The sequence below is a fragment of the Achromobacter sp. GQ309 genome, assembly GCF_059759315.1.
The window spans coordinates 267,912-294,840 of record NZ_JCAXDP010000001.1 but is presented as its reverse complement, the minus strand read 5'-3'; the positions used below and the strand labels follow the sequence as shown (position 1 = coordinate 294,840).

Here is a 26,929-nt window from a genome sequence, read left to right as displayed (position 1 = left end):
ATGCTGAGGTCTTACATGCGCAAGCGCCACAACGAGTATTCACGCCAGCTCATCGACTTCGTCCGCGAGCTCCGTCCGCCAGCGCCCATCGCCAGCGGCCTGCTGCCCAAGGTGACGATCGTGACGCCCTCGTTCAACCAGGCCAAGTTCCTGGAGCGCACCATCCTGTCCGTGCTGAACCAGGGGTATCCGCGGCTGGAATACATCATCATCGACGGCGGCTCCACGGATGGCAGCGTGGACATCATCAAGAAGTACGAGCGCTACCTGTCCTACTGGGAAAGCACACCGGACCGCGGCCAGTCGCACGCGATCAACAAGGGCTTCGAACGCGCCACGGGCGATTACGTCGGTTGGCAGAACTCGGATGACCTGTATTTTCCGGGCGCGCTGCGCAAGCTGGGCACGGCCGCCGCCAAGGGCCGCGCGCCGATCGTCAGCGGCAACCTGTTCGTGGCGGATGCCAACAACCACATCTTCCGCAAGATCCACTACACGCCCGTCAACCGCGGCACGCTGACGGTGGTGAAGGCGTCGATCCCGAACCAGTCGGCCATCTTCCGCCGCGACCTGCTGCGCAAGTACGGCCTGCTGCAGGAAAGCATGCGTTACTGCATGGACCTGGAGCTGTGGAGCCGGCTGCTGCGCGAAGGCAAGAACCTGATCGTGCCGGACGCGCTGGGCGTCTACACCGCCCACGACGAGACCAAGACGGCGCTGATGCAGGACGTGCTGCTGGAAGAGCGCGAACAGATCGTCAGCCGCATCCGGCGTACCGAACCGGGTCTGGGCAAGCTGTTCGAACTGTCTTGCCGCGCCTCGAAAGTCGCCGCGCACGCACGCCAGGGCGATCTGACGTATCTGCTGGAGAAGCTGACCACCAAGATCTTCGGACGCGACGATTGGGCCGCGCACTAGGCCGGACCGACACTGATACGGAACTGCAATGACTACGCGCCGGCTTTCCACCCTGCACCTCCTGGGCCTGTTCGTCTTCACCGCGCTGGCGCTGAACGACGACAGGTTCGTCATCGGGGTGGGGAGCTTCAAGCTCTCGCCCTTCGACCTGCTGTTCGTGGCCATGCTGGGCGTCAAGGCGCTCCGGCTGGCCGACCCGGGCGCGTACGCGTTCCCGCGCGGCGCGCTGGGGGTGCTGCTGGGCATCCAGGCGATCTCGGTGATCTATCTGCTGGTGGTGTCGAGCCATCACCCCGGCATCGAGACCGGCGACGTCGCGCGCGACCTGCGCATCGTCTTCTACTTCCTTTGCACGCCGTTCCTTTGCTACAAGGACATCGACAGTCCGCACGCCTATGCGATCCTGCAGAAGTACATCGTTGCGGCGAGTCTGGCGGTTGCCACGTTGATGCTGGTGGAACAGGCGGCCGGCTTCAGCGTCGCCAATCCCCTGCGCAACGTGCGGCTGGGCGTGTGGGCGATCCCGATGGGCGTGGTGTCACTGCTGTACTTCCGCCGCACGCTGAACGTATCGGGCCCCAAGGCCTACATGTTGACGCTCTACATGGTGATGGCGCTGGTGTTCTCGCTGAACCGCAGCCAGTACCTGCAGCTGGCGATCTCCGTCATCATCGCCGTGCTGCTGGCCGGCAGCGCCGACATCCGGCGCCGCGCCGTGATGATCTTCGCGCCCGCGGCCGTGGCCGGGGTGCTGATCTTCGGCGCCATCGGCTATCTGGACGTGCTGACCGATCGGATCTTCAGCGTCGAGCGCCTGGACGAAGACTCCAGCTACGGCGCGCGCGTCCAGGAGATGGAAGGCCAGATGCAGTTCTTCGCGGAAAGCCCCGTGTTCGGCAAGGGCGCGGGCTTTCGCAGCTGGGTGATGGGCGAAAACGGCTTCGAGCTGAGCACGTTCGCGCACAACTCATGGGCCTTCTACCTGATGAAGTTCGGCGTGGTCGGCACGATCATGATCATGCTGCCGCCACTATTGATCCTGCTGTTCTCGCTCTTTCGGCGCTACGCCCATCCCGGGCTGGAGATGCACCGGCGATATCTGCTCGCCACCGCGCCCATCTACATCTTCATCGACTCGATGTCCGGCGGTCTGGCCTATGCGCCCAAGACCGCGTTTACCGGCTTCCTGCTGTGCTATTGCCTGTCGCTGATGCGCAATGCACAGATCATGCCGGTGCCTCGCCAAGAATCTCCCGCTCCCAGCCCTCGCCCGGATATCGTGCGCCGGGCGCCACCCACGCGAGTAATACCCCATGTCTGATGTCTTGTTTGTCGCACCGGACTTGCATGGCGGCGTCGGAAGATGCGTCGCCTTCATTGTGGATGCGTTGCCGGAACAGGGGGTGGACTCCGCCCTGTTCCTGCTGCGTTCGCGCAATCGCGAGTATCCCATCGCCAATCCCAAGGTCACCCGCGCATTTCCGATCATCGAGTCCCCAACCAAGCTGCGGCTGGCGCTGCCCGTGGCGTTCTTCAAGCTGCTGCAGCACATCCGCCGCGAAAAGCCCGCCATCGTCTGCTCGCACGGTCTGTTGTGCAACATGCTGGTCGTGCTGGCCAAGAAGGTCCTGCGCGGCAACTTCCGAACCGTGGCCTTCGAGCACAGCAGCCCGGCCATCCACTACGGCGCATCGAAAATGCGCCGTCTGAAGTGCTGGCTGGTCAGTCAGACTTACCGGCGCCATGACGCGGTGGTGGGCGTGTCGCGCGGTGTGAAGGAAGACCTGGTCAGCATGTTCCCGCCGCTGCGCGGCAAGGTCCACACCATCTACAACGGCGTGCCGCTGGATAACGTGCGCCGGCAAGGCGCGCAGCCCAGGCTGAACGACGGTGGCGAGTCTCCCTACCACGTCGTGGCCGTGGGCCGGCTCGAGGCGGTGAAGGACTATGCCACCTTGATCGACGCGGCCGCGCTGCTGGACGACCCGCGTATCGCATTCACGATCCTGGGCGAAGGCTCCGAGCATGCCGCCCTGCAAAAGCGCATCGACGACAGGCCATCGCGCACGCAGGTCACATTGGCGGGCCATATCGACAACCCCTTTCCGGTCATCGCCGGTGCTGGCGCCTTTGCGCTCACCTCCGTGCGCGAGAGCTTCGGCAACGTGCTGGTGGAGGCCCTGTGCCTGGGCGTGCCCGTGATCTCCACGGACTGCCCGCATGGTCCGGCCGAGATCCTGGACGCCGGCCGCTACGGGCTGCTGGTGCCGGTCGGCGACGCCGAGGCGCTGGCCGAGGCGGTGCGGCGCCTGGCCTACGACGGCGAGATGCGCGAGAAGCTGGCGGCCCAGGGCCCCGAGCGCGCGGACGCCTTTTCCCTTGAGCGGCACTGCCGCAACGTCATCGATCTCTTCCGCCCGCTCATGCAGCGCGGAACGCCCTGAACAGGACAGCATCATGCAGAAGATACCGGTATCCGTCGTGGTGATGACGAAGAACGAGGAACGCAACATCGCGAAGTGCTTGAAGGGGCTGGTGGAGTTCGACGAGGTCTTCGTCGTCGACTCCAACAGCACGGACGCAACCTGCTCGATCGCCACGGCGATGGGCGCGCACGTGTCGAACTTCAATTGGGACGGCAAGTATCCGAAGAAAAAGCAGTGGTGCCTGGAGCAGCTTCCTTTTTCGCACCCCGTCGTCCTGTATGTCGACGCCGACGAAGAAATGACGCCAAGCCTCGCCGCCGAGATCCGCGAGGTGCTGCCGCGCTTTGCGGCCGGCGCGGGCGGCGCCTTTGTGCCGTTCGACTACGTGTTCTGCGGCAAGAAGCTCGAACACGGCCACCGCGTCTACAAGCTGGCGCTGCTGGCGCGCGACCGCTCGCGCTTCCTGGACTACGACGACCTGGACGTCGCCAACATGTGGGAGGTCGAGGGCCACTACCAGCCGCAGGTCCAGGGCGAAACGTTCGCGCTGCGCCAGCGCATGGTGCACAACGACCACGATTCGCTCTATCACTACTTCGACAAGCACAACCGCTATTCGGACTGGGAAGCGAACCTGCGCACCAAGGGCCTGATGAACGACCCGCGCGAAGCCAATGTGGGCGGACGCGCGCTGCTCAAGAAAATCTTCCAGGCCATGCCGTTCAAGGCGCCCATCTCGTTTCTGCATTCCTACGTCTTCAAGCTGGGCTTCCTGGACGGCAAGGCGGGCTATGACTACGCCGTCGCGCGCGCCATGTACTACTGGCAGATCCGCATCAAGACCGAAGAAATCCTGAAGGCGCGCCGGGCCAGCGAGGCCGCGTCGCAGCGCGATGCCGTTGCGGGAGCGGCCAAATGAGCACCTTGCAACGCCTGGACCAGTTCGCGCTGGCGCCGGGTCAGCGCGGGCGTTCGGCGCTGACCGTGCAGTTGTGGTGGATGGTGCAAGGCACGCTCTTTCGCTGGTCGCCGCAGGTGGCCTACGGCTTTCGCCGCTGGCTGCTGCGCTGCTTCGGGGCGCGCGTGGGCCACAAGGTGCTGATCCGGCCCACGGCCACGGTCACCTACCCCTGGAAGGTCGAGATCGGCGACTACGCCTGGATCGGCGACGACGCGGTGATCTACAGCCTGGGCCCCATCCACATCGGCGCGCACGCCGTGGTGTCCCAGCGCAGCTATCTGTGCGCGGCGGACCACGACGCCGGCCGGCCCGACTTCCCGCTGCGTGAACGCGCCGTGCGCGTCGAAGACGGCGCGTGGGTGGCGACCGACGTGTTCGTCGGACCCGGCGTGACGATCGCGCGCGAGGCGGTCATCGGCGCACGCAGTTCGGTGTTCCGCAACATGCCCGCCGCAATGGTCTGCCACGGCAACCCGTGCCGACCCATCCGGCCCCGCACCGCCACGCCAACATGAAAATACTCATCTATGGCATCAACTACGCGCCCGAACTGACCGGCACCGGCAAGTACACCGCCGAACTGGCCGAATGGCTGGCCGCGCGCGGGCACGAAGTCAGTGTGGTCACCGCCCCGCCCTACTACCCGCAATGGAAGGTGCACGAGGGCTACCGCGGCTCGCGCTATGCCAAGGAAACGCGCCGCGGCGTGACCGTGCGACGCGCGCCCTTGTGGGTGCCCGAAAGACCTGGCGGCGCCAAGCGCCTGGTGCACCTGGCAAGCTTCGCGCTGTCCAGCCTGCCGTCGCTGCTGCGCGCCGCAATGCGCCGCCCGGACATCATCCTGGTCGTCGAACCCGCCCTCTTCTGCGCCCCGGCCGCATGGCTGACCGCGCGCCTGACCGGCGCGCGCGCCTGGCTGCACATCCAGGACTTCGAGGTCGACGCGGCGTTTGAACTGGGGCTGCTGAAGGGCGGCGCCTTGCGATCGATGGTCAAGCGCGCCGAGCGCTGGTTGATGCGCCGGTTCGATCGCGTGTCGACGATTTCAAACCGGATGCTGGATCTGGCGCTATCCAAAGGCATCGAACCCGCCCGTGCGGTGCTGCTGCCCAACTGGATCGATGTCAACGCCATCACGCCGCTGGCCGAAGGCGGCGATTACCGTGCGCAGCTCGGCATTCCGGATAACGCCATCGTTGCGTTGTATTCGGGGAACATGGGCGGCAAGCAGGGTCTGCAGATTCTGGCGGACGTGGCGCGGCGTCTCAACCGCGAGGACCGCCTGTGGTTTTTGTTCTGCGGGCAAGGGCCTGAACGCGCGGCGCTGGAAGAGAAGTGCCAAGGCCTGACGCGCGTCATCTTTCTGGATCTGCAGCCAGCGGAACGCCTGGGCGCGCTGCTGGGCACCGCGGACATCCACCTCCTGCCCCAACGCGCCGGCGCCGCCGACCTGGTGATGCCTTCAAAACTGACCGGCATGCTGGCCAGCGGCCGCCCGGTGGTCTGCGGCGCGGCGCGCGGTACGGAGCTGGCCAGTGTGGTTTCGCGGTGCGGGCTGCTGACACCGCCCGAGGATGCCGTGGCGATGGCCGAAGCGGTGCGCAAGCTCAGCTATAACGCACAAATCCGCGAAACTTTGGGCGCGGCGGCACGGCAGTATGCGATGGCGCATCTGCATGTGGACGCGGTGCTAGGTGCGGCGGAGCGGGAGTTTATGGCGATTGCGAAGAGCAAGGGCCGCGGAGCGCCGGCGGGGACGCGGGCGAGTGAGGGGGATGTTTGAGAGGCGGTGTCTGTCGGACTTGGCGCACGCATTGGCGGGCTCGGGACATCATGCACAGCGTCGCCTTGCCCCGCCGTTCTTGTTTAGCCTGAAGAAAAGCCACAATGTCGATTGTTCTCTTCCGGAAATTGAATCTCCGGGTATAGGAGAACGATCAATTGCGGCAAGGCCATGGACGGCATGAACACAAGCAGAATCGCCAAATCCACCCAGATTGTCAGCGGCAACCATAGCCGCGCCTTCTTTGTGGTGAGAGACCTTACGATCCAACGGCCACCGTAGCGCATCAGCACATCACGCGGACTTTGGGGGAATGTGATGATTTTGGGTGGGGGCAAGTCTTCGATCTGGGCCATAAACCGATGAAGCCAAGCCCAGATATGGTCTGCGAAAATTCTCTCGTTGGACATTATGGGTATCTTGACTAATTGCGGCACAGGCAGGTTGCAGGTATAGCCCACGATGTAAAGATACGGTTGCGCATGACCCGTCATCCACCTGATGCCCTGAAGCCCATCCCAATCAAGTTCCCATATTTCCTCCGAGCTTTCTTCGGGATATGGAACGTAGTAGACCCGACGACTACGGCGATCGAAACGAACTTTCGAACAACGGTATCGATGGCGCGGTCCCAATACGCGAGGAAGGAAGAACAACATAAGCCCTATGACTGGAAAGCCTAGAACGAACAGCCAAATCAATCCGAACCAGTCGTCAACGCCTACGACCACTGCAATAAAAAAAACAACCAGCCCAAAGAAAGTGAACATTCGAAGAATGAGCCCCTCACCTTCGGTTGGCATATCGGATACGACTTCGATGCAATGCTCGTTGAACTTGGTTGCCTCTATGGCGGAGGATTCCTGCGCGTCGGGCTGCAGAGGCAGTAGCGTCGATGCAAAGCGAAATAGCCTCCATTTTTTCTGGATTTCTCTAAATGACGGGCGCGGGCGGCGGGGTTGCTTGGTAGCCCGCATCACGTGGGTTCCTGAACCGGAGCGATCAACGCATCGTCAATGGGATCTTTTAGCCAAGTACCGCGCGTGAAGACAAGCGGTTCGTTTTGTGGAAACAACGCGAGGCTGGGTTGGTCCACCACATCCGGTCGGTAACAGTAGTCCAGCAATATCTCCGTATCTTCACGCATAGTGATTTGCCAGCTCAACTGGCGGGTGCCATCGCGGATGGAATCCTTGCCAATAACTATGCATTCTGTGTCATAGGGAAAGCGGTAATCCGGAGGTGTAGCGATGGGCCCGCGGGCCATATTCAGGCTTTTGCCGTTCCTCTTGGCTTTGAGCGTGTATTGGAAAATATCGGCATGACTAATGACGGTCTCGCCTTCGCCCAAAGTGGGATAGCCGGGCAAGACCACTGTGAGCGAAAGCGTTCCCACTCCTTCCTTGGCGATAGCACGTTTTAGATCAGCGCTGTCTAGCCAAAGGCCATAAACAGGGATGCTGCGAATTACGATATCGCCTGCCGACATTGAGGGAGTCTCCCAATTCGCTACAGCGCGGACACCGTACACGGCACCGTGGAATGCATTGAGTTCCTGGTCCAGCGAGTTATATCGATATGCCCGATTACCCAGACTCCAATGGCTATGTGCCAACCAGACTTCGTCGGGCTGGAATTTGGCGAGAGCGGCCTGGAAACTGAAATAAGCTGCTCCTGCTGTGGCAATGAACGCCACCACGTGGCGATGGCAGAGGTAGTGCGCAAGCTCAGCTACAACGCGCAAATCTACGAAACTTTGGGCGCCGCGGCACGGCAGTATGCGACGGCGCATCTGCGTTCTTGTTTAGCCCGAAGAAAAGCCACAATGTCGATTGTTCTCTTCCGGAAATTGAATCTCCGGATATTTGAGGACGATCAGTTGCGGCAAGGCCCAGGATGGCATGTATAGAAGCAGAATCGCCAAATCCACCCAGATCGTCACAGGCAACCATAACCACCCCTTCCTCGTCGTTAGGGACCTAAAGATCCGGCGGCCACCATAGCGCATCAGCACGTCGCCCGGATTCTGAGGGAAGAGGATGATTCTTGGTGGGGGAAGGTTTCCGACCTTATCCATAAACAGATGAAGCCAAGCCCAGATCTGGGTTCCGAAAATCTTCTCGTTAAAAATTACGGGTATCTTGACCAATTGAGGCTCGGGGAGGTTGCACGTATAGCCAACAAGGTAAAGATACGGTTGCGCCTGACCTGTTGACCATTGAATTCCCAGCAACTGATCCCAATCAAGCTCCCACACCGCTTCCGAGCTTTCGTCCGGATACGGAACATAGTAGACACGACGACTACGGCGATCAAAACGCACTTTCGAACAACGATATCGATAGCGCGGACTCAAGACACGAGGAATGAAAAACGACAGAAGACCAATACCAGGGAGGCCGAGTGACAGTATCAACACGCCTGCAGACCAGCCGCCAAAGCCTCCGATCAACGCATAGAGAAATAAAAAAATTCCAGAGAAAACGAAAATTCGTAGAAGCGCCCCCTCCTTTCCGGTTTGCAAAGTATCGGAAACCACTTCGACGCAATTTTCATTGAATCGCGTTGCTTCGATGGCGGGCGTTTCGCGTGAGTCAGCGTCCAGTGGCAATAACGTACTTGCGAAGCGAAACAGCCGCCACTTTCTCTGAACGTCCCTGAACGTTGGGCGGAGCTGCCGAAGCTGCTTGGTAGTCCGCATCATTTAGGCTCCTGGACTGGAGCAAGCAGCGCTTCGTCGATGGGATCTGTGAGCCACGTACCGTGTGTAAAGACAAGCGGCTCCTGCTGTGGGAACATCGCGAGGCCAGGTTCGTTCACGATATCCGGCCTGTAACAGTAATCCAGCATGATCTCCGTGTCTGCCCGCATAGTAATTTGCCAACTCACATGGCGGGTACCGTCTCGAATATAGTCCTTACCAACGACCATGCATTCCGTGTCATACGGAAAGCGGTAACCCGGACCAGTTGCGATGGGTCCGCGGACTATATTCAGGCTTTGACCGTGTCTCCTGGCATTGAGCGTGTATTGGAAAACATCGTCATGGCTTATGAGCGGCGGCCCTTCGTTTAAAGTAGGATACGCGGGCAGAACTACAGATAGGGAAAGCGTCCCTATGCCTTCCTTGGCCGCAGCACGCTTTAGATCAACGCTGTCTTGCCAGAGACCGTAGACAGGGATACTGCGGATTATGATGTCGCGCGCCGACATCGAGGGCGTCTCCCAACTCGCTATAACGCGAACGCCGTAGACGGCGCCGTGAAAAGCAGCGAGTTCCTGGCCCATAGATTTATAGCGATATGCTTGATCTCCCCGACTCCAATAACAGTGGGCCAACCAGACTTCGTCGGGCTGAAACTTCGCGAAAGCGGCCTGGATGCTGAAATAAATTACTCCAACAGTGGCGATGAAGGCCAGCACGACCCAGCCGACTGGTCCGATAATGCCAAGGACGGTGCCGGAGGCGCTTAAAGCCAAGCCCGCGGTCGCCAACACTCCGCACCCAGCAGACGCAAGATACATTCGGCCCGCTTCGAAATTTTGCTGCGTCGTGAATGCGATAGCAGCACGTATTCCGTCGGCGACAGCTCCAAGGCCAGCAGCTCCTGCGCCATACATCGTTGCTAGTCTTCGCACTTCGAAAGCGGCTAATCGGGCTAAAGCAAGTGACTTCCCTTTCGCCAATGCATGTAGTTGGATCAGATCGCCCTTCACCAACAAACCGGAGCTAATCACAGCTGCCACTGCCGCTAATGCGCTGACGCCGTTAACCATACCTACAAGCGACCGATCATCCTTCCCGTTCACGAGATCTCTGATTGAAGAGCGCAGTGCCATGATGGCTGATACGGCAGCAAGGCCTGTGAACCCATATTCCGCGCGCACAATTCCAGCCTGCGCGGCGCCGTAAGCTCGACTTTGACGGGTCTGCTCCAGCATACGACTGAAAACATTTCCTTCAAGTTGGAAAGGCTGTCGATTGTTCGCTGTGGATGGAGCGGAAGAAATGCGTTTCACCTGGTCGCCCACGCGCACCTCTTCGTATAGGAGCACCGATGCCGCCTGGTTGCGCAATGGCCGCTTGACCGTAATACCCCACTTCCTGAGCCGTTCGGTGTTCATGTGTTGCTCACCATGAAACTGGGCGTATTGAAAGCGCGCCTCAGCGCTGGACACGCGGTACGTGACGATCGTGCTGCCAACACGAACTTCAGCAAATAGGCGTAATCGTCGAACTATCCTGTCGGCCGTAGCATCGGGCAAACTCATATCACCCAGCTGTGACAGCATCTGGTTGACGAGTACATCTGAGGCTTTAGTCGCCGGATAAGAAACATTGAATTGAAAGATAGGCGCAAAGGCGGCAACCCCAATGTCCAGCACATTTTTCAGCAGCGGAGGGTTGGCGAAGTTGCCGTGCAGCGCTCGGATGCCGTGACCCAGCGCCAACCAGACAGGACTTTTTTCTGGTTGGGCCAACAACATCTTTCGGTAGGTGGATCGACCGCTTTCGCTGTGAGTCAGGTTACCAACGCAGTGGGCAACAACCCGCTCGTAGTCTTGCGCATTCTCTTTTGCGCCCAGGTCGAAACAGGACAGCACCTTGCTGAACCACCCACCCTGCCAATCGTCGGCGATGGCGCTGCCGCCAGTCTTGATCCAACTCTCCAGGTCGTTCACTAGCGTGTCGATGGCGGACTGTTTCCGCTTGACGGCTTCTTCGTACGCCAGCATGTATGGAACCGCATTGCCGAACAAGACATCCGCATTGCTGTTTTGATCGAAGCGAACCAGATCTCGCCTTTTGGCGTGGGCTTGCGGGGTCGCCTGCTTCTGAACGCTCTGCAAGTACTGTTTGATGACGGTCGCGCTCGTGTATGCGTGATTGTTATCGATTTCATAAACTTGCCGATCTGCCGCGGCAACAGCGACGAGATGCGCCAATTCACTCACGACGCCGATCGGGTCGTGCAGTACGACCGCCAGCGGAACGATATCCTTTATGGGAACAAGCTCGACGTGAGCGCCTGGAATGACGGTGTCGTAGGTCGTGAACGACTCGGGGAGAGATATCTCGCTCCATGTGTAGCCCGGCTTTTCGTTCGAGCCGGGTCGTCGCAGTTCCGGTGTTGCGTGAGCAAGCAGCGCAATGTTGAACGCGTGGGGCTGTTCAACGCCACCGGACGGTCTGACCGTTGTCGCCAACCTGGTGCGGATGCCATCGGCATCATTCTCAATGCTCCATAGCCAAGCATGGGTGAGCATCGTCTCACTGGTCAGCAGGTAGACAACGTCCGCTGTCTTGCTCTCTGGGGCAGATAGATAGGGTCTGGCGCTGGCGATCTCAGGGCGAGCGAGCCGCCCCGGGATGTCATCCTGATCGTCTTCGCGAGTCCACCAAATGCGTGCAAAGCGCAGGTCATCGGTGACTTGATAGTGCTGCGTCCACATACGGCCGTGCTGGAAATAGCACAGGTAGACGTAGGCGCCGGGACGCAGCACGCGCAGGCCGTATGCCTTGCCAGCGGCCAGCTCGGGATAGCCATCGGTGCTAAGCGTCGGAAACACGCCTTCTTCCCAGGAGCGCTCTGCAACGCCATAGCGCAAAGGATAGATGGGCACGCATCGCTGACACGCTGGCGGTGAGATGGCCTTGCCCAGTTGTTTTTCATTGGGACGGTCGGGACCCAGTGCTTTCTTGTAGGGCTGCTTCATGTCGGGTTCCTCAAGATGGCGTGACACCGGATCGTGAGCGCCGCTGCTTGGTCAAGAACATTGCGCATGTCGGCGGCCGCATTGGCGATAGCCAGGGCCACATGCATCACGAAGTTCCTGGACAGACCTCTCTGCAACGTGAAATCGACGACGACGAAGGACTTGTCGTAGACGGCAAATGTGAACCGCAAATCGGACTGGATAGAAATGGCGTGCTCCCGGGAACGACAGGCCTTTCTCATCCCCGATGAGTGCTCAGCCCGCGCCCGGCCATTACGGCATGCCAACACAGGCTTGGATATCAGACACGTATGATTTTGACGTGCAGCAGCTGAGAACTTGATCGGGTTCGCAACCTTGGGCGTGGCCGGGACCCGCCACGCGCCGCTGCAATGCTCAGTGGCACAGCATCCGATGACGCAACGCTCAACGAACGACTTTTATTGCGATAACTTTCACGCGCCCAAAAAAAAGCAGGGCCCGTGCAGGCAGCATCGCCACCCGCACAGGCCCTGACTCGCGCCATCGCATCAACCCGCTTCGCCCTTCCCGGGCGCGGGCTGCCCATTCGAGCTTCGCACCAACCCCATCTGCACCGCGATGTACGCGGCCTCGGCCTGGTTGCGCGCATTGAGCTTCCAGTACAGTGTGCGCGCATGGCTCTTGACGGTGGCGACCGAGATGCCGACCTGCTGGCCGATCTCGCGCATCGTCTTACCCTGCACAAGGAGCTGCAGGATTTCCTCCTGCCGCTGCGTAAGTTCACGCAGCTCCTGCACGGACGCGTGTGTCGTGCTGGGCGGCCTGCCTGCGGGTTGGGGATAGCATTCGCCGCCTGCGATCACCAGGCTGACGGCCGCGGCCAGCGCGTCGGGGCTGGACGCCTTGGGCAGATAGCCCGCGACGCCGGCGCGCGCACACGCGGCCATGACGCTCTGGTCCATCGCCGAATACAGCACCAGCACCAGCCGGGGCATGAAGAATGCCATCGCCTGGGAAAGAAGCCCGATGTCCTGCTCCGCAGTGCCGCTGCAACCGACCACCAGCAACTCCACTGGCTTGTTGATCGAGCTGGACATATTGAGAAGGTGAGCTGGCGAGATGGCCAGGATATCGTCGGCGTTGCGCACACGTTCCAGCACATGCTGAATTGCGACACGAAGCAGAGCGTAGTCTTCGATCAGTACGGTTGTCATCCCGGGAAGAACCTTGTGACGCATGGCCCATTACGGCTCCCATGACGCTGGCGCGACGCCGCGCAAGGCGCGGGTTCACGCGCGTCGCCAGGTTCAAGGGAATCCTGTCCGCAGCCTTGGGATTGCAGTGGCGAGACTAAGTGATTCGCCCTATCAATCCATGCTTGCGGACACAACTCATGCTATCAGCGGCTACGTTCGCTGAATCTCGTTCAGGAGGATGATTGGTGGCGGAAAGCGAGGTGACAGCAACCCGAACACCTGCTTTCTATGCCTTAGCCGTATTGGCTATGCGCAACCCCGGCAGCGTTGGAACTGAGCGTTCCTGCTGCCGGGCAGGCAGCGCAAACCTGACTCAACCGAGCTTGCGCCCATAGATCTGCCCGGCATCCACTTCGCGCCCGTTCGGTTCATGCCATTCCAAGGTCGCACCGCGTTGCAGCGCCGCGTAAACGGCTTCGCCCTTGTTCTTGACATGCAGGCGTTGATACAGCGTGCACGCGTGCGTCTTGGCCGTCGCCACCGAGATGTTCAACATCCGGCTGACGGTCTTGATGGGATAACCCCGTGCAAGCAGCACCAGCACTTCGTACTGGCGCGGCGTGATCTGCAGGAGCTGTGCCCCCGCGCTCACGGGCATGGTGCCCTTCGAGCCGGCTTCTTCCGCGTCCCGCGACGGCAAGGCGCATACGGTGGAGGCCGGAGCCTGCAGCGCCTGTTCGCTGGGGAAGCATTGCCCGCCCGCCATCACCAGGCGGATGGCGGCCTCGAGGATCTCGACCGAGGCCGTTTTCATCAGGCAACCGTACACGCTGGCGCCAGGCAGGCCTTGCACCGGCATGGGCAAGGGCATGACGTCCGTCAAAAGCAGAATCCGCTTGGGCGTCAGAACGCGCTGAATCTCGTGCAACGCGCTCCATGCTTCATCGGTATCCACTGGCAAACCATAGATCAGAAGATCGGCGCCCGCGTGCACGCCGTCGGCCTTGGACACGTCCGCAAGGCCCATCCCCTCGATCTCCCACACATCATCCAACTTGCTAAGAATCTGCCACAAACCCAACCGCAGTAGCGGATGAGCTTCAATCAGGACCATCTTGGCCATGGTGTCCTCCCGGTTTTTCGACGGGCCTAGAAGGGATCTTCGCTGTGCTGAAGACTATTTTTTATCCAGCCCTGCGGGGGTGGTCCGCATATCCCGGAATATCTAATGAAGCTGAACCGGGACGTTTGGGCTGGGCGACTTTGGTAGCCAACATAACGGATGGCATGGAACCCATCTTATGGTTCGGATTTGTCAAAATCAAGACGTTTCAGGGCGATATAATCCGACAAAATCAGAAATCAATCGTTAGCCTTAATCACGTTCCTAAATATGGATGAGAAGTTCATCTCGTCCTTTTCGCCGCTAGGGTTTTCACCAGCGGCGACGGGCTTCGGGGACGTGTCTCCCTCTATGAAACGGCCCGTCAGGGCGGCCTGCACAGGCGCTCTGGCCCTTGTTACAGACGAAAAAAAGCCGCGTCGGGACATCAGCCGGACGCGGCGTCGAATAGCCGGTGGAAGAGGGAAACCTGTCAACTTGTATCCGCAGACACATCAAGCCCGTGAACAGTCCCTGTATTCGAAATAACGGTAACATTTTTTATTTACACGCCCGCAGGCGGATTTACTCCATATAGGCGAAGTCAAATACCGTGTGCCCCCCCTGATGATGCCAATGGTGCATTGAAGCATGGCGTTTTCTCAGGAAGTTTGCGTAGTGGATTTCGCCGTCGGTTTCGACATAGGTGGAAGGCGTCAATTCCTCGATCTGGTTGAGCGAGACGCCCTTGCCGTAGTGACAGAAGCCCTGGTACTGCGCGCACCGGATCACGTCTCCCCCAGGCGAGACAACGATTCCGGCGTTGCGGGCGCGCATCGGGTTGCGCACGATCGGGTTGCAGGCGTGCGGCGTCCAGGTCGTGGAACGTGGCGAATCGGAGAAGAACGCGAACAGCTCGTCGCAATGGCTCTGCCCGTCCGTCCGGTCGATATTTGTTAATAGCCACCAGTATTCGCCGTGTTTAAAAATAATGGTATCCACGGCCGAAATATTGGTCATCAGATTAACGTCAAGCTCCCATTTCAGCGGAAATTCAGTGCACTTCCACAGTTCAATACTGCGATTTCCGCACGTTTCCGGAACCATGTACGTCACGCCTTCGTGTTCAAAAATATATGGAAACGAGAGGTGATAGGGCAGGTTCAGCGCGGTGCCCAGCAGCCGGAAAGCCCCGTCCGAGTAGGTCGCGACCGAGATCGTGCCCTTGCGGGACGTAAAATCGTAATCCTCGAAAAATATATATGGTTTTTTATCGTGCGTATAAACGAAAGGGTCGGCGAAAAACCGGCCCTTTGGCGGCTGCAATACCATGGCTTCGGAGACCACGGCCTGCTGGCGTGCAGACGGAAACATACCGATCCGCCAGCGGACATTGCGTTTCATGATGCGGCGCACAACGAGATCGGACATTAACCAAGCCTGGCGCGCAATATATGCAGCGCTATCCCACTCCGCCGGATCGGCCCGGCGCGGGCCGCTCATGATCTGCATGGCGGGCGGGGCGACGCCCGGGCGGTCATGGGCCAGCGCCTGCAAGGCGTCGTAGACCATGAAGTTTCCCAAACTGAATGCGCGCGCCTGATTCTTCAGCCAGAACACTTCCGTATTGAAGCTGCGCTGGTCCAGAAGCTCGTCGTCTTCCTGCCTGGCGCCCACGCGCCAGAGTTTCACGGTGGTGTGATCCTCGCGCTGAAAGACCTCCCAGAAACCCGCATATCGGCTTGTCGCCACCGCAATATCGGAATAGCTCAACTGCCAGACGCCCAGCCGCGACCAACTGGCGAGCTGCGCCCGTGTGGCCGGCGACGCACCCAGCGTGATGACCAGGTCCAGCCCTAGCGCCTGGACCTCGGCGCGCGCGTGCGGATCCTCGTCCCCCGGCGCCAGCGGGATCACCGACGCGCCCGCCTCCTGCAGGCCATCGCGCATGTCGCGGCAGGCCAGCATGTCCCGCTGCTTCTGCGGCAGCAGTTTGCCTTCCAGACGCGACAGCGAACCAAACAGTGCCTTCACGCTCAGCCTGGGCGCGGTATCGGCGGCTTCGCCGTTCATCACCAGCAGTGCCGTCAGGTCGAAATCCTGGCTATGGAGTAACCACTCAACCATCTCGTGCATCCAGCCGGGTTGCTCATACCCGTCAACCAGCAGTCCCACCTTGTACGTCTTCATTTCTCGTGCTCCTGTATCAGGGCGATTGGCCTGCCGCGCCGTGACTGCGCGGGTGCCTCCGCCCGGCACACACCCGGGGCAATGCGTTCATGTTCTCGCGCTGATACTGCGGGGTTTTGGGCGTGCGTTCCAGAGCACATTCATCCTAGGGCCGGTGTCCGAGGCCGATCGGCCAAAACTCAACCTGGCGGACATGTCGCGCCTCATTCTTCTTTCCGGCGGGTCTCGTCCTTACGCCCGATGCGAAGCGCACGTGCCGCAAAACCGACATATCACGCGCGCATGGTTAGGGGTAAACCCTATTGGGGATAGCAGAGGCTCGCCTCTCATCCCTGCCTCCCGCATAATGCTTTGAAACAAACGTTTGAATTCAACCTTATGCAAGAAATCCGCGCCACGTCCACCAGAGAAACCATCCTTGACACCGCCGAGTCCCTGTTTGCGCAACAGGGACACGAAGCGACGTCGATGCGCCAGATCACGGGCGCGGCCGGTGTGAATCTCGCTTCGGTGAACTATCACTTCGGCTCGAAAGAGTCACTCGTGCAGGCGGTGCTCAAACGCCGCCTGGAAGTGCTGAATCGCGAGCGCATGCGCCTTCTGGACGAACTCGAGGCGCAATCCGGCGGCAAGCCCTTGAAGCCCTCCCAGATCGTGGACGCGTTCTTCGGCACCCTCCTGCGCCTGGCCGCCGATCCGGCGCAGGCCGGCAGCACCTTTCTGCCGCTGCTGGAGCGCACGATGACCGACCCCACGGATTTCATCCGCGCGCTGTTTGCCGAGGAATATGCCGACGTGCTCGCGCGCTACCGCAACGCGCTGTTCGCCGCCCTGCCCGACGTGCCGCGCGCCGAGATCATCTGGCGCTTCCAGTTCATGCTGGGCGCGACGTCGTACGCCATCATGGGCACCGACCTGCTGCGCTCGGTCACCGGTCTGGCCGGCGACGAGGCGGAACAGCCCAACGACCGCGAGCTGCTCTTGCCGCGCCTGATGAGTTTCCTGCTGGGTGGGCTGCGCTCGCCTCTGCCGCACTTGAACGCAAGCCCCGGAGGCGCCTGACCGCCTTCCACCGCAACAGGCCGGCGAGCCGCCTTCGGTCACCGCCAGGCAACTGAAGAACAACGAGGAGACAAGAAAATGTACGCAGTCATCGTCGCGCTGGTTGTCATTGCGCTCCTGGCCGCCGTGTTGCTGGGCGTGCGCCCCATCCGGCGGGCGCTGCTGTCCGCGCCGATCTTCAACCTGTACCGCAAAGTGCTGCCGCAGATGTCCGACACCGAGCGCGATGCGCTCGAGGCCGGCACGGTCTGGTGGGAAGGCGAACTCTTTCGCGGCCGTCCCGACTGGAGCCGCCTGCTGGCATATCCGCGCCCCCGCCTGACCGACGAAGAGCAGCGCTTCCTGGACAACCAGGCCGAAGCCGCCTGCCGCATGGTCAATGACTGGAACGTCACGCAAGAGCGCTTCGACCTGCCCGCCGACGTCTGGAACTACCTGAAGTCCGAGGGTTTCCTCGGCATGATCATTCCCAAGCAATACGGCGGCCTCGCGTTTTCCGCGTACGCCCACTCCGAAATCGTGACCAAGCTGTCCACGCGGTCCTCCGCGCTGGCCGTGTCGGTCATGGTGCCGAATTCGCTCGGTCCCGCAGAATTGCTGCTGCATTACGGCACCGAGGAGCAGAAGAACCATTACCTGCCGCGTCTTGCGCGCGGCGAAGAGGTGCCGGCCTTCGCGCTGACCAGCCCGTGGGCAGGTTCGGACGCCGCAGCCATCCCCGACAGCGGCATCGTCTGCAAGGGCGAATGGCAGGGCCGCGAAGTCATCGGCATGCGCGTCACCTGGGACAAGCGCTACATCACGCTGGCGCCGGTCTGCACGCTGCTGGGCCTGGCGTTCCGCCTGTACGACCCGGACGGGCTGCTGGGCGGCAAGAAGGACCTGGGTATCACCTGCGCGCTCGTGCCGCACGACCACCCCGGCGTGGACACCGGCCGCCGCCACTTCCCGCTGAACGCCATGTTTATGAACGGCCCGACGCGCGGCACTGACGTCTTCATGCCGCTGGACTTCATCATCGGCGGTCCCGCCATGGCCGGCCAGGGCTGGCGCATGCTGATGGAATGCCTGGCCGCGGGGCGCTCGATCTCGCTGCCCTCTTCCAACACGGGCATGTCCAAGCTGACGGCGCGCGCAGTGGGCGGCTATGCCCGCGTGCGCAGCCAGTTCCGCATGCCGGTCGGCAAGTTCGAAGGCGTCGAAGAGGCGCTGGCCCGCATCGGCGGCAACACCTACATGATGGACGCCGCGCGCACCATGACGGCGGGCGCGGTGGACCTGGGCGAGAAGCCCTCGGTCGTGTCGGCCATCGTGAAGTACCACGTCACCGAACGCGCGCGCCAGGTCGTCAACGACGGCATGGACGTGATCGGCGGCAAGGGCATCTGCCTGGGACCGTCCAATTTCCTGGGCCGCGCCTACCAGCAGATCCCCATCGGGATCACCGTGGAAGGCGCCAACATCCTCACGCGCAGCCTGATCATCTTCGGCCAGGGCGCAATCCGCTGCCATCCTTATGTGCTGGCGGAAATGCAGGCCGCGCAATCGCCGGACCGCAAGCAGGGACTGGACGATTTCGATGCCGCGTTCTGGGGCCACGCCCGCTTCGTGGTGCGCAACACGCTGCGGGCGCTGGGCACCTCGCTGACCGGCGCGCGCTTTGTGGCCGTCAACGCCGACGTCGCACCGGACATGAAGCGCTACTACCAGCTCCTGGGCCGCTACTCGGCCGCCTTTGCACTGCTGGCCGACACGTCGATGCTGGTGCTGGGCGGCAGCCTGAAGCGCCGCGAGCGTCTGTCGGCGCGCCTGGGCGATGTGCTGTCGCAGATGTACCTGATCAGCGCCACGCTCAAGCGCTTCGAGGACGAAGGCCGCCAGAAGGCCGACGCGCCGCTGGCGCACTGGTCGATCCAGGACGCGCTGTGCAAGTTGCAGGAGGCCTTTGACGGCGTGCTGGACAACTTCCCGAATCGCGCTGTCGCGTGGATCATCCGCCGCATCGTGTTCCCGTGGGGCCAGAGCCAGATCCCGCCGTCCGACCAGCTTGGCCAGGACGTGGCCCGGCTGCTGATCAGCCCCAGCGCAACGCGCGACCGCCTGACGGCAGGCTGCCACCTGCCCGATACCGCGGACGAACCCGTGGGCGCGATCGAGCAGGCGCTGGCCGCCACGCTGGAGGCCGAGCCCATCGAGGCCAAGATCCGCGAGATCGAAAAACGCGGCGTGCTGGACGGCAATCCGCAAGCCAACGTGCGCGACATCGCCGACGCGGCGGTCACCATCGGCGCGATCACCGCCGAAGAGTATGCGGTCGTCAAACGCCGCAACCGCTTGCGCGATACCGTCGTCAAAGTGGATGATTTCCCCTTTGACCTCGGCGCCGCCGACGCAGACCGGCCCACGGCCGAACGCAAAGTCGCCTGAGGGAGGAAGCGGATGGCATTCAAACCGGTTTACGTCGTCGATGGTTCACGCACGCCTTTCCTGAAGGCCCGTACGGGCCCGGGACCCTTCTCCGCCGGGGATCTGGCGGTACAGGCCGGCCGCGCCCTGCTGCTGCGCCAACCCTACGCGCCCACGGATTTGGACGAGGTTATCGTCGGCTGCGCCGCGCCCTCGCCCGAGGAAGTCAACATCGGCCGCGTGATCTCGCTGCGGCTAGGCTGCGGCGACCGGGTGCCGGGGTGGACCGTCATGCGCAACTGCGCGTCGGGCATGCAGGCGCTGGACTCCGCCATCGCCAACATCCAGAACGGCCGTTCGCACCTGGTGCTGGCCGGCGGCACCGATGCGCTGTCGCGCGCGCCGGTGCTGTTTTCGGACGGCATGGTGCGTTGGCTGTCGCACTGGTATGCCGCGCGCGGCCTGGGCGCCAAGCTCAAGGCGCTGGGCGGCTTCAGACCGAAACACCTGGCGCCCGTCATCGGATTGCTCAAGGGGCTGACGGACCCGGTGGTGGGACTGTCGATGGGACAGACCGCCGAAAACGTCGCCACGCTCTTTCACATCGACCGCGCCGCGATGGACGCCTATGCGGCGCGCAGCCACCAGCGCGCGCTCGCGGCGCGCGCGGCCGGCATGCCCGAGATCACGCCGCTCATCGACACGCAGGGCAAGCTGCATCCCCACGATGACGGCGTGCGCGACGACTCCACGCCGGACAAGCTGGCCAAGCTCAAGCCCGTGTTCGACAAGCCCTGGGGCAACATCACCGCAGGCAACAGCTCGCAGGTCACCGACGGCGCCGCGATGCTGGTGCTGGCCTCGGAAGAGGCCGTGCAGAAATGGAACCTGCGCCCGCTGGGCCGCATCATCGATACGCAATGGGCCGGGCTGGATCCCGCGATCATGGGGCTGGGCCCCGTGCATGCCGCCACGCCGATCCTGCAGCGCCACGGCCTGGGCTTGAATGACCTGGACTTGTGGGAGATCAACGAGGCCTTCGCGGCGCAGGTGCTAGGCTGCCTGGCCGCGTGGCGGGACGAGGCCTACTGCCAGCAGAACTTCGGCACACCTGCCTGGGGCGACCTGGACCCCTCACGGCTCAACGTCGACGGCGGCGCCATCGCCATCGGCCACCCGGTGGGCGCGTCTGGCGCCCGCATCGTGCTGCATCTGCTGCACGCGCTCAAGCGCCGCGGCGCCCGGCGCGGCATGGCGGCCATCTGCATCGGCGGCGGTCAAGGCGGCGCGATGCTGGTCGAAACCCTGGACGAGGACCGCCCATGACGACACTGGACACGCTTTCCCACTGGCGCCTGGATCGCGACCCCGACGGACTTGCCTGGCTGACCTTCGACCGCGCGGGCAGCGCGGTCAACGCGCTGTCGGCCGACACGATGGCCGAACTCTCCGTGGTGCTGGACGCGCTGGACGCCGATCCGCCCAAAGGCCTCATCATCCAATCCGGCAAGGCCACGGGCTTCATCGTGGGCGCCGACGTCAACGAATTCGCCACCCTGGACACGCCCGAGCAGGCGCGCGGGCTGGTGTCGCGCGGCTGGAACCTCATGAATCGCCTGGCCGGCGTGCGCTATCCCACGCTGGCGCTGATCCAGGGTCATTGCCTGGGCGGCGGCCTTGAATTGGCACTTGCTTGCCGCTACCGGCTGGTGGCCGATCAGCCCGGCGCCTCGCTGGCCCTGCCTGAAGTCATGCTGGGCATCTTCCCCGGCTGGGGCGGCATGCTGCGCCTGCCGCAGGTGATCGGCGCGCCCGCCGCGCTGGACATGATGCTGACCGGCCGCGGCGCCGATGCGCGCCGCGCGGCGTCACTGGGGCTGGTCGACGCGCGTGTTCCCCCGCGGCTGCTGCTCGCCGCGGCACGCCAGACCGTGCTGTCGCGCAAGCCTGCCCGGCGCGCGCGCGGTTTGGGCGGACTGCTGAACCGCTGGCCGTTCAAGGCCATCGTCGCCAACCGCGCCCGCAAGCAGATCGCGGCCAAGGATCCGCTCGGCCACTACCCGGCTGCGCCGGCCATTGTGGAGATCTGGGAAAAACATGGGGGCAATGCGCTGAAGGCGCCCGACCTGATCGACCGCATCATTTCGTCCGGCACCGCGCGCAACCTGCTGCGCGTGTTCCGCCTGCAGGAGCGCCTGAAGGCCAATGGCAAGCAGCCCGGCGTCGCGCCGGCCCGTCACGTCCATGTGGTCGGTGCGGGCGTGATGGGCGGCGACATCGCCGCCTGGTGCGCGCTCAAGGGCATGACCGTCACGCTGCAGGACCAGGAGATATCGCGCATCGCGCCCGCCATCAAGCGCGCCGCCGAACTCTACGCGCGCCGCCTGAAGGATCCGCGCCTGGCGCGCGCCGCGTTCGACCGGCTGGTCCCGGATCCGGCAGGCGGCGGCGTGCCGCTGGCGGACGTCATCATCGAAGCCATCAGCGAGCAGCCCGATGCCAAGCGCGCGCTGTACCAGTCGCTGGAGCCGCGCATGAAGCCCGACGCGCTGCTGGCCACCAACACGTCCAGCCTGTCGCTCGAAACGCTCCGCGAGGGCCTGGCCCGTCCGGATCGTCTGGTCGGCATCCACTTCTTCAACCCCGTGGCCAAGATGCCGCTGGTGGAAGTCGTGCACGCGGACGATGGCGACCCCGCCATAGAAGCCCGCGCCTGCGCCTTTGTCGGCCAGATCGACAAGCTGGCGCTGCCGGTCAAGAGCGCGCCCGGCTTTCTCGTCAACGCGGTGCTGGCGCCCTACATGCTGCAGGCCATGCGCAGCGTGGACGACGGCGTCGCGCCGGAAACCGTGGACGCCGCCATGGTGGCCTTCGGCATGCCGATGGGGCCGCTGGAATTGGCGGACACCGTGGGCCTGGACATCGCGCGGGACGCTGGCGCGCAGCTTGCCGACGGCGCGGCGCCGCCGCGATGCCTGGCAGACCGTCTGGCCCGCAACGAACTCGGCAAGAAAAGCGGCAAGGGCTTTTACACCTGGCGCGACGGCAAGCCGGTCAAGCAACGCGACCCCGCCGCCGCCCCGGCAGGCCTGGCGCAGCGCCTGATCCAGCCGCTGATCGACGCCACGCGGCAACGCGTGTCCAGCGGCATCGTGGCCGACGCCGACCTGGCCGACGCCGGCGTGATTTTTGGAACGGGCTTCGCGCCTTTCACGGGCGGCCCCTTGCATTACGAAGACGGCAGCACCCAGCAGCACCGCAGCACAGCGGCTCGCGCCGAATAGACCGGCAGCAACAGGCCGGCAGTGGTAGAGAGAGACACACATTCAACTCGAGGAGTCAGTACCATGCGCAGACGTCCATTGTCCCTGAGCACCCTGTCGGCCATCCTGGTCGGCCTGGGCGCATCCGCAACGTCCTACGCTGCCGGCTTTCAGCTCTTGGAGCAGAACGCCAGCGGCCTGGGCAACGCGTATGCCGGCTCGGCGGCAAACCCGGAGAATGCCAGCATCATGTATTTCAACCCGGCAGGCTTGACCTATCTGCCAGGGCTCAATTTCTCCGGCGGGGTAAACCTGATCAAACCGTCGTTCAAGTTTTCGGACAACGGAAACAGCCGCAATCCCAGCGTGCCCGGTATTCCCGGATCAGGCTTGAACGGTTCGGTTCCCACCGGCGGCAATGGCGGGGACGCGGGCCACCTGGGCGTCGTGCCCAATATCTATGCCTCCTGGCAACTGAACGAGCAGTGGTACATCGGCCTGGGCGTCGGCGCTCCTTTCGGCCTGATGACCGAATACGACGACGGTTGGGTCGGCCAGTACCACTCGAACAAGTTCGACATCAAGACCATCAACGTCAACCCGTCCATCGCCTACAAGGTCAACGAGAAGTTTTCGATGGGCTTTGGCGTGAACTGGCAGCACATCGATGCGACCTACAAGAAAAAGACCGTCGTGCCCATCGCCGGCCTGCCGCTGGCCACGAATGGCGACGCGGACCTGAATCTGAAGGGTGACGCGTGGGGCTGGAACGTCGGTTTCATGCTGCAACCCACCGAAGACACGCGCGTCGGCTTGTCTTACCGTTCGAAGATCAAGCACTCGGCCAAGGGCGACACCGACATCGACAACATCGGCCCCACCGGCCAATCCGTGTCGTTTGACGCCAAGGCCAACGTCGACCTGCCCGACTCGCTGATCCTGAGCGCCACGCACCAGCTCAACGAAAAGTGGGAACTGCTGGGCGACGTGTCCTGGACGGGCTGGAGCAGCATTCCGGAGCTCAAGATCAAGAACTCGGGCCCGGGCGCGCGCGACGACGAGCTGCCGCTCAACTTCCGCGACACCTGGCGCGTCGCCGTGGGCGCGAACTACAAGTTCGCCCCGGCCTGGAAGTGGAAGTTCGGCCTGGCCTTCGACCAATCGCCGGTGCACGATGCGGCCGACCGTCCCACTTCCCTGCCCGACAACGACCGCTACTGGTTCTCGACCGGCGTGCAATGGGCCGCCACGAAGTCCACCACGATCGACGTCGGCTACACGTACCTGTACCTGCGCAAGACGGACATCGACACCACGTCCGGCAGCCAGGCCACCAAGGGCCGCGTCGCGGGCACCTACGACAGCAGCGGCCACATCTTCGGCCTGCAGCTCTCGTCCCGCTTCTAGCCGTGAACGGGCGGACGGCCGCGCGCCGTCCGCCCGCCTTTTCAGGAGACTCCCTTGAGCAAGTTCGTCGTCAAACACGTCGCCGTGCTGGGTGCCGGCGTCATGGGCGCGCAGATCGCCGCCCACCTGGCCAATGCCGGCGTGCCGGTCACGCTGTTCGACCTGGCCGCCCGCGAAGGCGACCGCAACGGCACCGTCAAGAAGGCGCTGGCCGGTCTCAAGAAGCTGGAACCCGCGCCGCTGGCCGGCGCATCACGCCTGGCGCTCATCACGCCCGCCAACTACGATGACGACCTGGAGCGCCTGCAAGGCTGCGACCTCATCATCGAAGCCATCGCCGAGCGCATGGACTGGAAGACGGCGCTGTACGAGCGCATTGCCTCGCATGTCGCGCCCGGCGCCATCGTCGCCTCCAACACCTCCGGCCTGTCCATCGACGCGCTGGCCAACGCGCTGCCCGCCGGGCTGCGCGACCGCTTCTGCGGCATCCATTTCTTCAATCCGCCGCGCTACATGCGCCTGGTGGAAATCATCGCCACGTCACACACGCAGCCGGCCGTGCTGGACCAGCTGGAAACCTGGCTGACGTCTGCGCTGGGCAAGGGCGTGATCCGCGCGCTGGATACCCCGAACTTCGTGGCCAACCGCATCGGCGTGTTCTCGATCCTGGCCGCCATGCACCACACCGCGCGCCTGGGTCTGGCCTTCGACGAAGTCGACGCGCTGACCGGCCCCAAGATCGGCCGCCCCAAGAGCGCCACGTACCGCACCGCCGACGTGGTCGGGCTGGACACGCTGGCCCACGTCGTGGGCACGATGGAAAAGAACCTGCCCGACGATCCGTGGCATCAGTATTTCGCGCTGCCGGAATGGCTGTCGGCGCTGATATCCAAGGGCGCGCTCGGCCAGAAAAGCGGCGCCGGCGTCTATCGCAAGCAGGGCCGCGAGATCCAGGTGCTGGATCTGAAAAAGCAGGATTACGCCCCCGGCACCGGCAAGCTGGCCGACGAGGTGGCGGCGCTGCTCAAGGAACGCGATCCGGCCAAGCGCTTTGCCGCGTTGCGCGCCAGCGACCATCCGCAGGCGCAATTCCTGTGGAGCCTGTTCCGCGACATCTTCCACTACAGCGCCGTGCAGCTTGAGCACGTGGCCGACAACGCGCGCGATCTGGACCTGGCCATGCGTTGGGGCTTTGGCTGGTCGCAAGGTCCGTTTGAAACGTGGCAGGCCGCCGGCTGGCAGGCAATTGCCGCCGCCGTGGCCGAGGACATCGCCGCCGGCCGCGCCATGAGCAACACGCCCCTGCCCGCCTGGGTGCTGGAGTCCAACCGCCAGGGCGTGCATGCGCCGGAAGGCTCGTATTCCGCGCGCACCGGCAAGCTGCATCCGCGCTCGACGTTGCCCGTGTACGCGCGCCAGCTGTTCCCGGAGCGCGTCGTAGGCGAAGCCCCCGACGACCGGGGCGTCACCGTCTGGGAAAACGAGGGCGTGCGCCTGTGGAACCTGCCGCAGGTCGACGCCGGCATCGCCATCCTGTCCGTCACGTCGCGCAACCACACGTTGGGCGCCGAAGTGCTGGAAGGCGTGCTGCAGGCGGTGGCCAAGGCCGAACGCGAATTCGACGGCCTGGTCATCTGGCACGACGCGCCGTTTGCCGTGGGCGCCAACCTGCAGCAGGTGGTAGAAGCCTGCGCGGCGGGCCAATGGGAGATGCTGGAAGCCACGGTCGAAAAATTCCAGCGCGCCTCGCAGTCGTTCAAGTACGCGCAGATTCCGACGGTGGCCGCCGTGCAGGGCATGGCGCTGGGCGGCGGCTGCGAATTCCTGATGCACGCCTCGCACCGCGTGCTGGCGCTGGAAAGCTACATCGGCCTGGTCGAAGCCGGCGTGGGCCTGATCCCGGCGGGTGGCGGCAGCAAGGAATTTGCCGCGCGCGCTGCGGCGCTGGCGGCCAAGACGGCCACGCCCGGCGAGGTCTTTCCATATCTGCAGCCGGTCTTCCAGACCATTGCCATGGCCCAGGTCGCCAAGAGCGGGCTGGAAGCCATCGACGCCGGGTTCGCGCGCGAGCACGACATCGTGCTGTTCCATCCCGGCGAACTGCTCTACGTGGCCATCGGCCAGGCGCGCGCCGCCGCGCAGGCCGGCTACACCCCGCCCGCGCGGTTGCAAAACGTGCCGGTGGCTGGCCGCAACGGCATCGCCAACTTCGAGATGGTGCTGGTCAACATGCGTGAAGGCGGCATGATCAGCGCGCACGATTACCGCGTGGCGCGTAGCGCGGCGGTCGCGCTGTGCGGCGGCGAGGTCGAGACCGGCACGAAGGTCGACGAGGAATGGCTGTTGGCCGTGGAGCGCAAGGAGTTCGTGGCGTTGCTGCGCACGCCGGAAACGCAGGCGCGCATCCGCCACACCCTGGAAACCGGCAAACCACTACGGAATTAGTCCCCCCCTTGCGCCTGCGGCGCTTCCCCCAGGGGCGCCGCAAGCGGACCGGCAAAGCCGGATCCGCGCG

Annotated in this window: 19 protein-coding genes; 12 read left to right on the top strand and 7 right to left on the bottom strand. The window is 63.1% G+C overall.

The annotated features are described in order from the left end of the window. Genes AC6CIE_RS01470 through AC6CIE_RS01445 form a run of 6 tightly spaced genes read left to right on the top strand, consistent with a single transcriptional unit; the run spans position 1 to position 6,088 of the window. Positions 1 to 918: a glycosyltransferase family 2 protein gene (locus AC6CIE_RS01470; RefSeq protein ID WP_224776689.1), complete on the top strand. Its 918-nt coding sequence runs from the start codon at positions 1 to 3 to the stop codon at positions 916 to 918. 28 nt (positions 919 to 946) lie between these two features. Continuing rightward, on the top strand, positions 947 to 2,239 hold the full coding sequence (locus AC6CIE_RS01465; protein ID WP_175126166.1) for an O-antigen ligase family protein: 1,293 nt from the start codon (positions 947 to 949) through the stop codon (positions 2,237 to 2,239). Beyond that, positions 2,232 to 3,362, top strand: a complete 1,131-nt coding sequence (locus AC6CIE_RS01460) for a glycosyltransferase (protein WP_191575817.1) — start codon at positions 2,232 to 2,234, stop codon at positions 3,360 to 3,362. Before AC6CIE_RS01465 ends, AC6CIE_RS01460 begins: the two co-directional genes overlap by 8 nt. A gap of 13 nt (positions 3,363 to 3,375) precedes the next feature. Then, positions 3,376 to 4,263 (top strand): glycosyltransferase family 2 protein, encoded by an 888-nt coding sequence (locus tag AC6CIE_RS01455; RefSeq protein ID WP_175138034.1) that lies wholly within the window; start codon positions 3,376 to 3,378, stop codon positions 4,261 to 4,263. Further along, on the top strand, positions 4,260 to 4,820 hold the full coding sequence (locus tag AC6CIE_RS01450; protein WP_056563330.1) for a putative colanic acid biosynthesis acetyltransferase: 561 nt from the start codon (positions 4,260 to 4,262) through the stop codon (positions 4,818 to 4,820). The genes AC6CIE_RS01455 and AC6CIE_RS01450 overlap by 4 nt, the downstream gene beginning before the upstream one ends. Continuing rightward, complete coding sequence (locus AC6CIE_RS01445; RefSeq protein ID WP_495603263.1) at positions 4,817 to 6,088, top strand: WcaI family glycosyltransferase; 1,272 nt, start codon at positions 4,817 to 4,819, stop codon at positions 6,086 to 6,088. The genes AC6CIE_RS01450 and AC6CIE_RS01445 overlap by 4 nt, the downstream gene beginning before the upstream one ends. A gap of 83 nt (positions 6,089 to 6,171) precedes the next feature. Here the strand turns inward: AC6CIE_RS01445 and AC6CIE_RS01440 are convergent, their stop codons facing one another. From AC6CIE_RS01440 to AC6CIE_RS01410, 7 genes are all read right to left on the bottom strand, one after another. After that, a complete protein-coding gene (locus AC6CIE_RS01440) occupies positions 6,172 to 7,065 on the bottom strand; it encodes a hypothetical protein (RefSeq protein WP_495603262.1) in 894 nt (297 codons plus the stop codon). Next, positions 7,065 to 7,880: a hypothetical protein gene (locus tag AC6CIE_RS01435; protein ID WP_498090868.1), complete on the bottom strand. Its 816-nt coding sequence runs from the start codon at positions 7,878 to 7,880 to the stop codon at positions 7,065 to 7,067. Before AC6CIE_RS01435 ends, AC6CIE_RS01440 begins: the two co-directional genes overlap by 1 nt. Positions 7,881 to 7,892: 12 nt before the next feature. Next, positions 7,893 to 8,792: a hypothetical protein gene (locus AC6CIE_RS01430; RefSeq protein ID WP_452001280.1), complete on the bottom strand. Its 900-nt coding sequence runs from the start codon at positions 8,790 to 8,792 to the stop codon at positions 7,893 to 7,895. After that, the gene (locus AC6CIE_RS01425) at positions 8,789 to 11,806 is read right to left on the bottom strand and encodes a toxin VasX (RefSeq protein WP_498090866.1); all 3,018 of its coding nucleotides are present in this window, start codon (positions 11,804 to 11,806) and stop codon (positions 8,789 to 8,791) included. The genes AC6CIE_RS01430 and AC6CIE_RS01425 overlap by 4 nt, the downstream gene beginning before the upstream one ends. 530 nt (positions 11,807 to 12,336) lie before the next feature. Then, complete coding sequence (locus AC6CIE_RS01420; protein ID WP_191575823.1) at positions 12,337 to 13,002, bottom strand: response regulator transcription factor; 666 nt, start codon at positions 13,000 to 13,002, stop codon at positions 12,337 to 12,339. Positions 13,003 to 13,357: 355 nt separating this feature from the next. Beyond that, positions 13,358 to 14,107, bottom strand: coding sequence for a response regulator transcription factor (locus tag AC6CIE_RS01415; RefSeq protein ID WP_175138027.1), 750 nt, complete (start codon positions 14,105 to 14,107; stop codon positions 13,358 to 13,360). 564 nt (positions 14,108 to 14,671) lie between these two features. Beyond that, positions 14,672 to 16,276 carry a glucosamine inositolphosphorylceramide transferase family protein gene (locus AC6CIE_RS01410; RefSeq protein ID WP_175126201.1) on the bottom strand — a complete coding sequence of 535 codons (1,605 nt, stop codon included), beginning with the start codon at positions 16,274 to 16,276 and terminating at the stop codon, positions 14,672 to 14,674. A 378-nt stretch (positions 16,277 to 16,654) separates the two neighbouring features. Between AC6CIE_RS01410 and AC6CIE_RS01405 the strand changes: the two genes are divergently transcribed. From AC6CIE_RS01405 to AC6CIE_RS01380, 6 genes are all read left to right on the top strand, one after another. Continuing rightward, positions 16,655 to 17,338: a TetR/AcrR family transcriptional regulator gene (locus AC6CIE_RS01405; RefSeq protein WP_239213168.1), complete on the top strand. Its 684-nt coding sequence runs from the start codon at positions 16,655 to 16,657 to the stop codon at positions 17,336 to 17,338. 78 nt (positions 17,339 to 17,416) lie between these two features. After that, on the top strand, positions 17,417 to 19,765 hold the full coding sequence (locus tag AC6CIE_RS01400; protein ID WP_498090863.1) for an acyl-CoA dehydrogenase: 2,349 nt from the start codon (positions 17,417 to 17,419) through the stop codon (positions 19,763 to 19,765). Between the two features lie 12 nt (positions 19,766 to 19,777). Next, positions 19,778 to 21,070, top strand: a complete 1,293-nt coding sequence (locus tag AC6CIE_RS01395) for an acetyl-CoA C-acetyltransferase (RefSeq protein ID WP_498090861.1) — start codon at positions 19,778 to 19,780, stop codon at positions 21,068 to 21,070. Further along, on the top strand, positions 21,067 to 23,028 hold the full coding sequence (locus tag AC6CIE_RS01390) for a 3-hydroxyacyl-CoA dehydrogenase NAD-binding domain-containing protein (RefSeq protein WP_498090859.1): 1,962 nt from the start codon (positions 21,067 to 21,069) through the stop codon (positions 23,026 to 23,028). Before AC6CIE_RS01395 ends, AC6CIE_RS01390 begins: the two co-directional genes overlap by 4 nt. A 63-nt stretch (positions 23,029 to 23,091) precedes the next feature. After that, positions 23,092 to 24,414 carry an OmpP1/FadL family transporter gene (locus AC6CIE_RS01385; protein WP_498090857.1) on the top strand — a complete coding sequence of 441 codons (1,323 nt, stop codon included), beginning with the start codon at positions 23,092 to 23,094 and terminating at the stop codon, positions 24,412 to 24,414. Between the two features lie 54 nt (positions 24,415 to 24,468). Further along, entirely contained in the window at positions 24,469 to 26,859 is a 2,391-nt protein-coding gene (locus AC6CIE_RS01380) for a 3-hydroxyacyl-CoA dehydrogenase/enoyl-CoA hydratase family protein (RefSeq protein WP_218344591.1), read from the top strand. Positions 26,860 to 26,929: the final 70 nt, after the last annotated feature.

Excerpts from the sequence above, each read along its gene's own strand:
- AC6CIE_RS01470 (WP_224776689.1), top strand. The coding sequence starts at position 1 with ATGCTGAGGTCTTACATGCGCAAGCGCCACAACGAGTATTCACGCCAG.
- AC6CIE_RS01465 (WP_175126166.1), top strand. The coding sequence starts at position 947 with ATGACTACGCGCCGGCTTTCCACCCTGCACCTCCTGGGCCTGTTCGTC.
- AC6CIE_RS01460 (WP_191575817.1), top strand. The coding sequence starts at position 2,232 with ATGTCTGATGTCTTGTTTGTCGCACCGGACTTGCATGGCGGCGTCGGA.
- AC6CIE_RS01455 (WP_175138034.1), top strand. The coding sequence starts at position 3,376 with ATGCAGAAGATACCGGTATCCGTCGTGGTGATGACGAAGAACGAGGAA.
- AC6CIE_RS01450 (WP_056563330.1), top strand. The coding sequence starts at position 4,260 with ATGAGCACCTTGCAACGCCTGGACCAGTTCGCGCTGGCGCCGGGTCAG.
- AC6CIE_RS01445 (WP_495603263.1), top strand. The coding sequence starts at position 4,817 with ATGAAAATACTCATCTATGGCATCAACTACGCGCCCGAACTGACCGGC.
- AC6CIE_RS01440 (WP_495603262.1), bottom strand. The coding sequence starts at position 7,065 with ATGCGGGCTACCAAGCAACCCCGCCGCCCGCGCCCGTCATTTAGAGAA.
- AC6CIE_RS01435 (WP_498090868.1), bottom strand. The coding sequence starts at position 7,880 with ATGCGCCGTCGCATACTGCCGTGCCGCGGCGCCCAAAGTTTCGTAGAT.
- AC6CIE_RS01430 (WP_452001280.1), bottom strand. The coding sequence starts at position 8,792 with ATGATGCGGACTACCAAGCAGCTTCGGCAGCTCCGCCCAACGTTCAGG.
- AC6CIE_RS01425 (WP_498090866.1), bottom strand. The coding sequence starts at position 11,806 with ATGAAGCAGCCCTACAAGAAAGCACTGGGTCCCGACCGTCCCAATGAA.
- AC6CIE_RS01420 (WP_191575823.1), bottom strand. The coding sequence starts at position 13,002 with ATGACAACCGTACTGATCGAAGACTACGCTCTGCTTCGTGTCGCAATT.
- AC6CIE_RS01415 (WP_175138027.1), bottom strand. The coding sequence starts at position 14,107 with ATGGCCAAGATGGTCCTGATTGAAGCTCATCCGCTACTGCGGTTGGGT.
- AC6CIE_RS01410 (WP_175126201.1), bottom strand. The coding sequence starts at position 16,276 with ATGAAGACGTACAAGGTGGGACTGCTGGTTGACGGGTATGAGCAACCC.
- AC6CIE_RS01405 (WP_239213168.1), top strand. The coding sequence starts at position 16,655 with ATGCAAGAAATCCGCGCCACGTCCACCAGAGAAACCATCCTTGACACC.
- AC6CIE_RS01400 (WP_498090863.1), top strand. The coding sequence starts at position 17,417 with ATGTACGCAGTCATCGTCGCGCTGGTTGTCATTGCGCTCCTGGCCGCC.
- AC6CIE_RS01395 (WP_498090861.1), top strand. The coding sequence starts at position 19,778 with ATGGCATTCAAACCGGTTTACGTCGTCGATGGTTCACGCACGCCTTTC.
- AC6CIE_RS01390 (WP_498090859.1), top strand. The coding sequence starts at position 21,067 with ATGACGACACTGGACACGCTTTCCCACTGGCGCCTGGATCGCGACCCC.
- AC6CIE_RS01385 (WP_498090857.1), top strand. The coding sequence starts at position 23,092 with ATGCGCAGACGTCCATTGTCCCTGAGCACCCTGTCGGCCATCCTGGTC.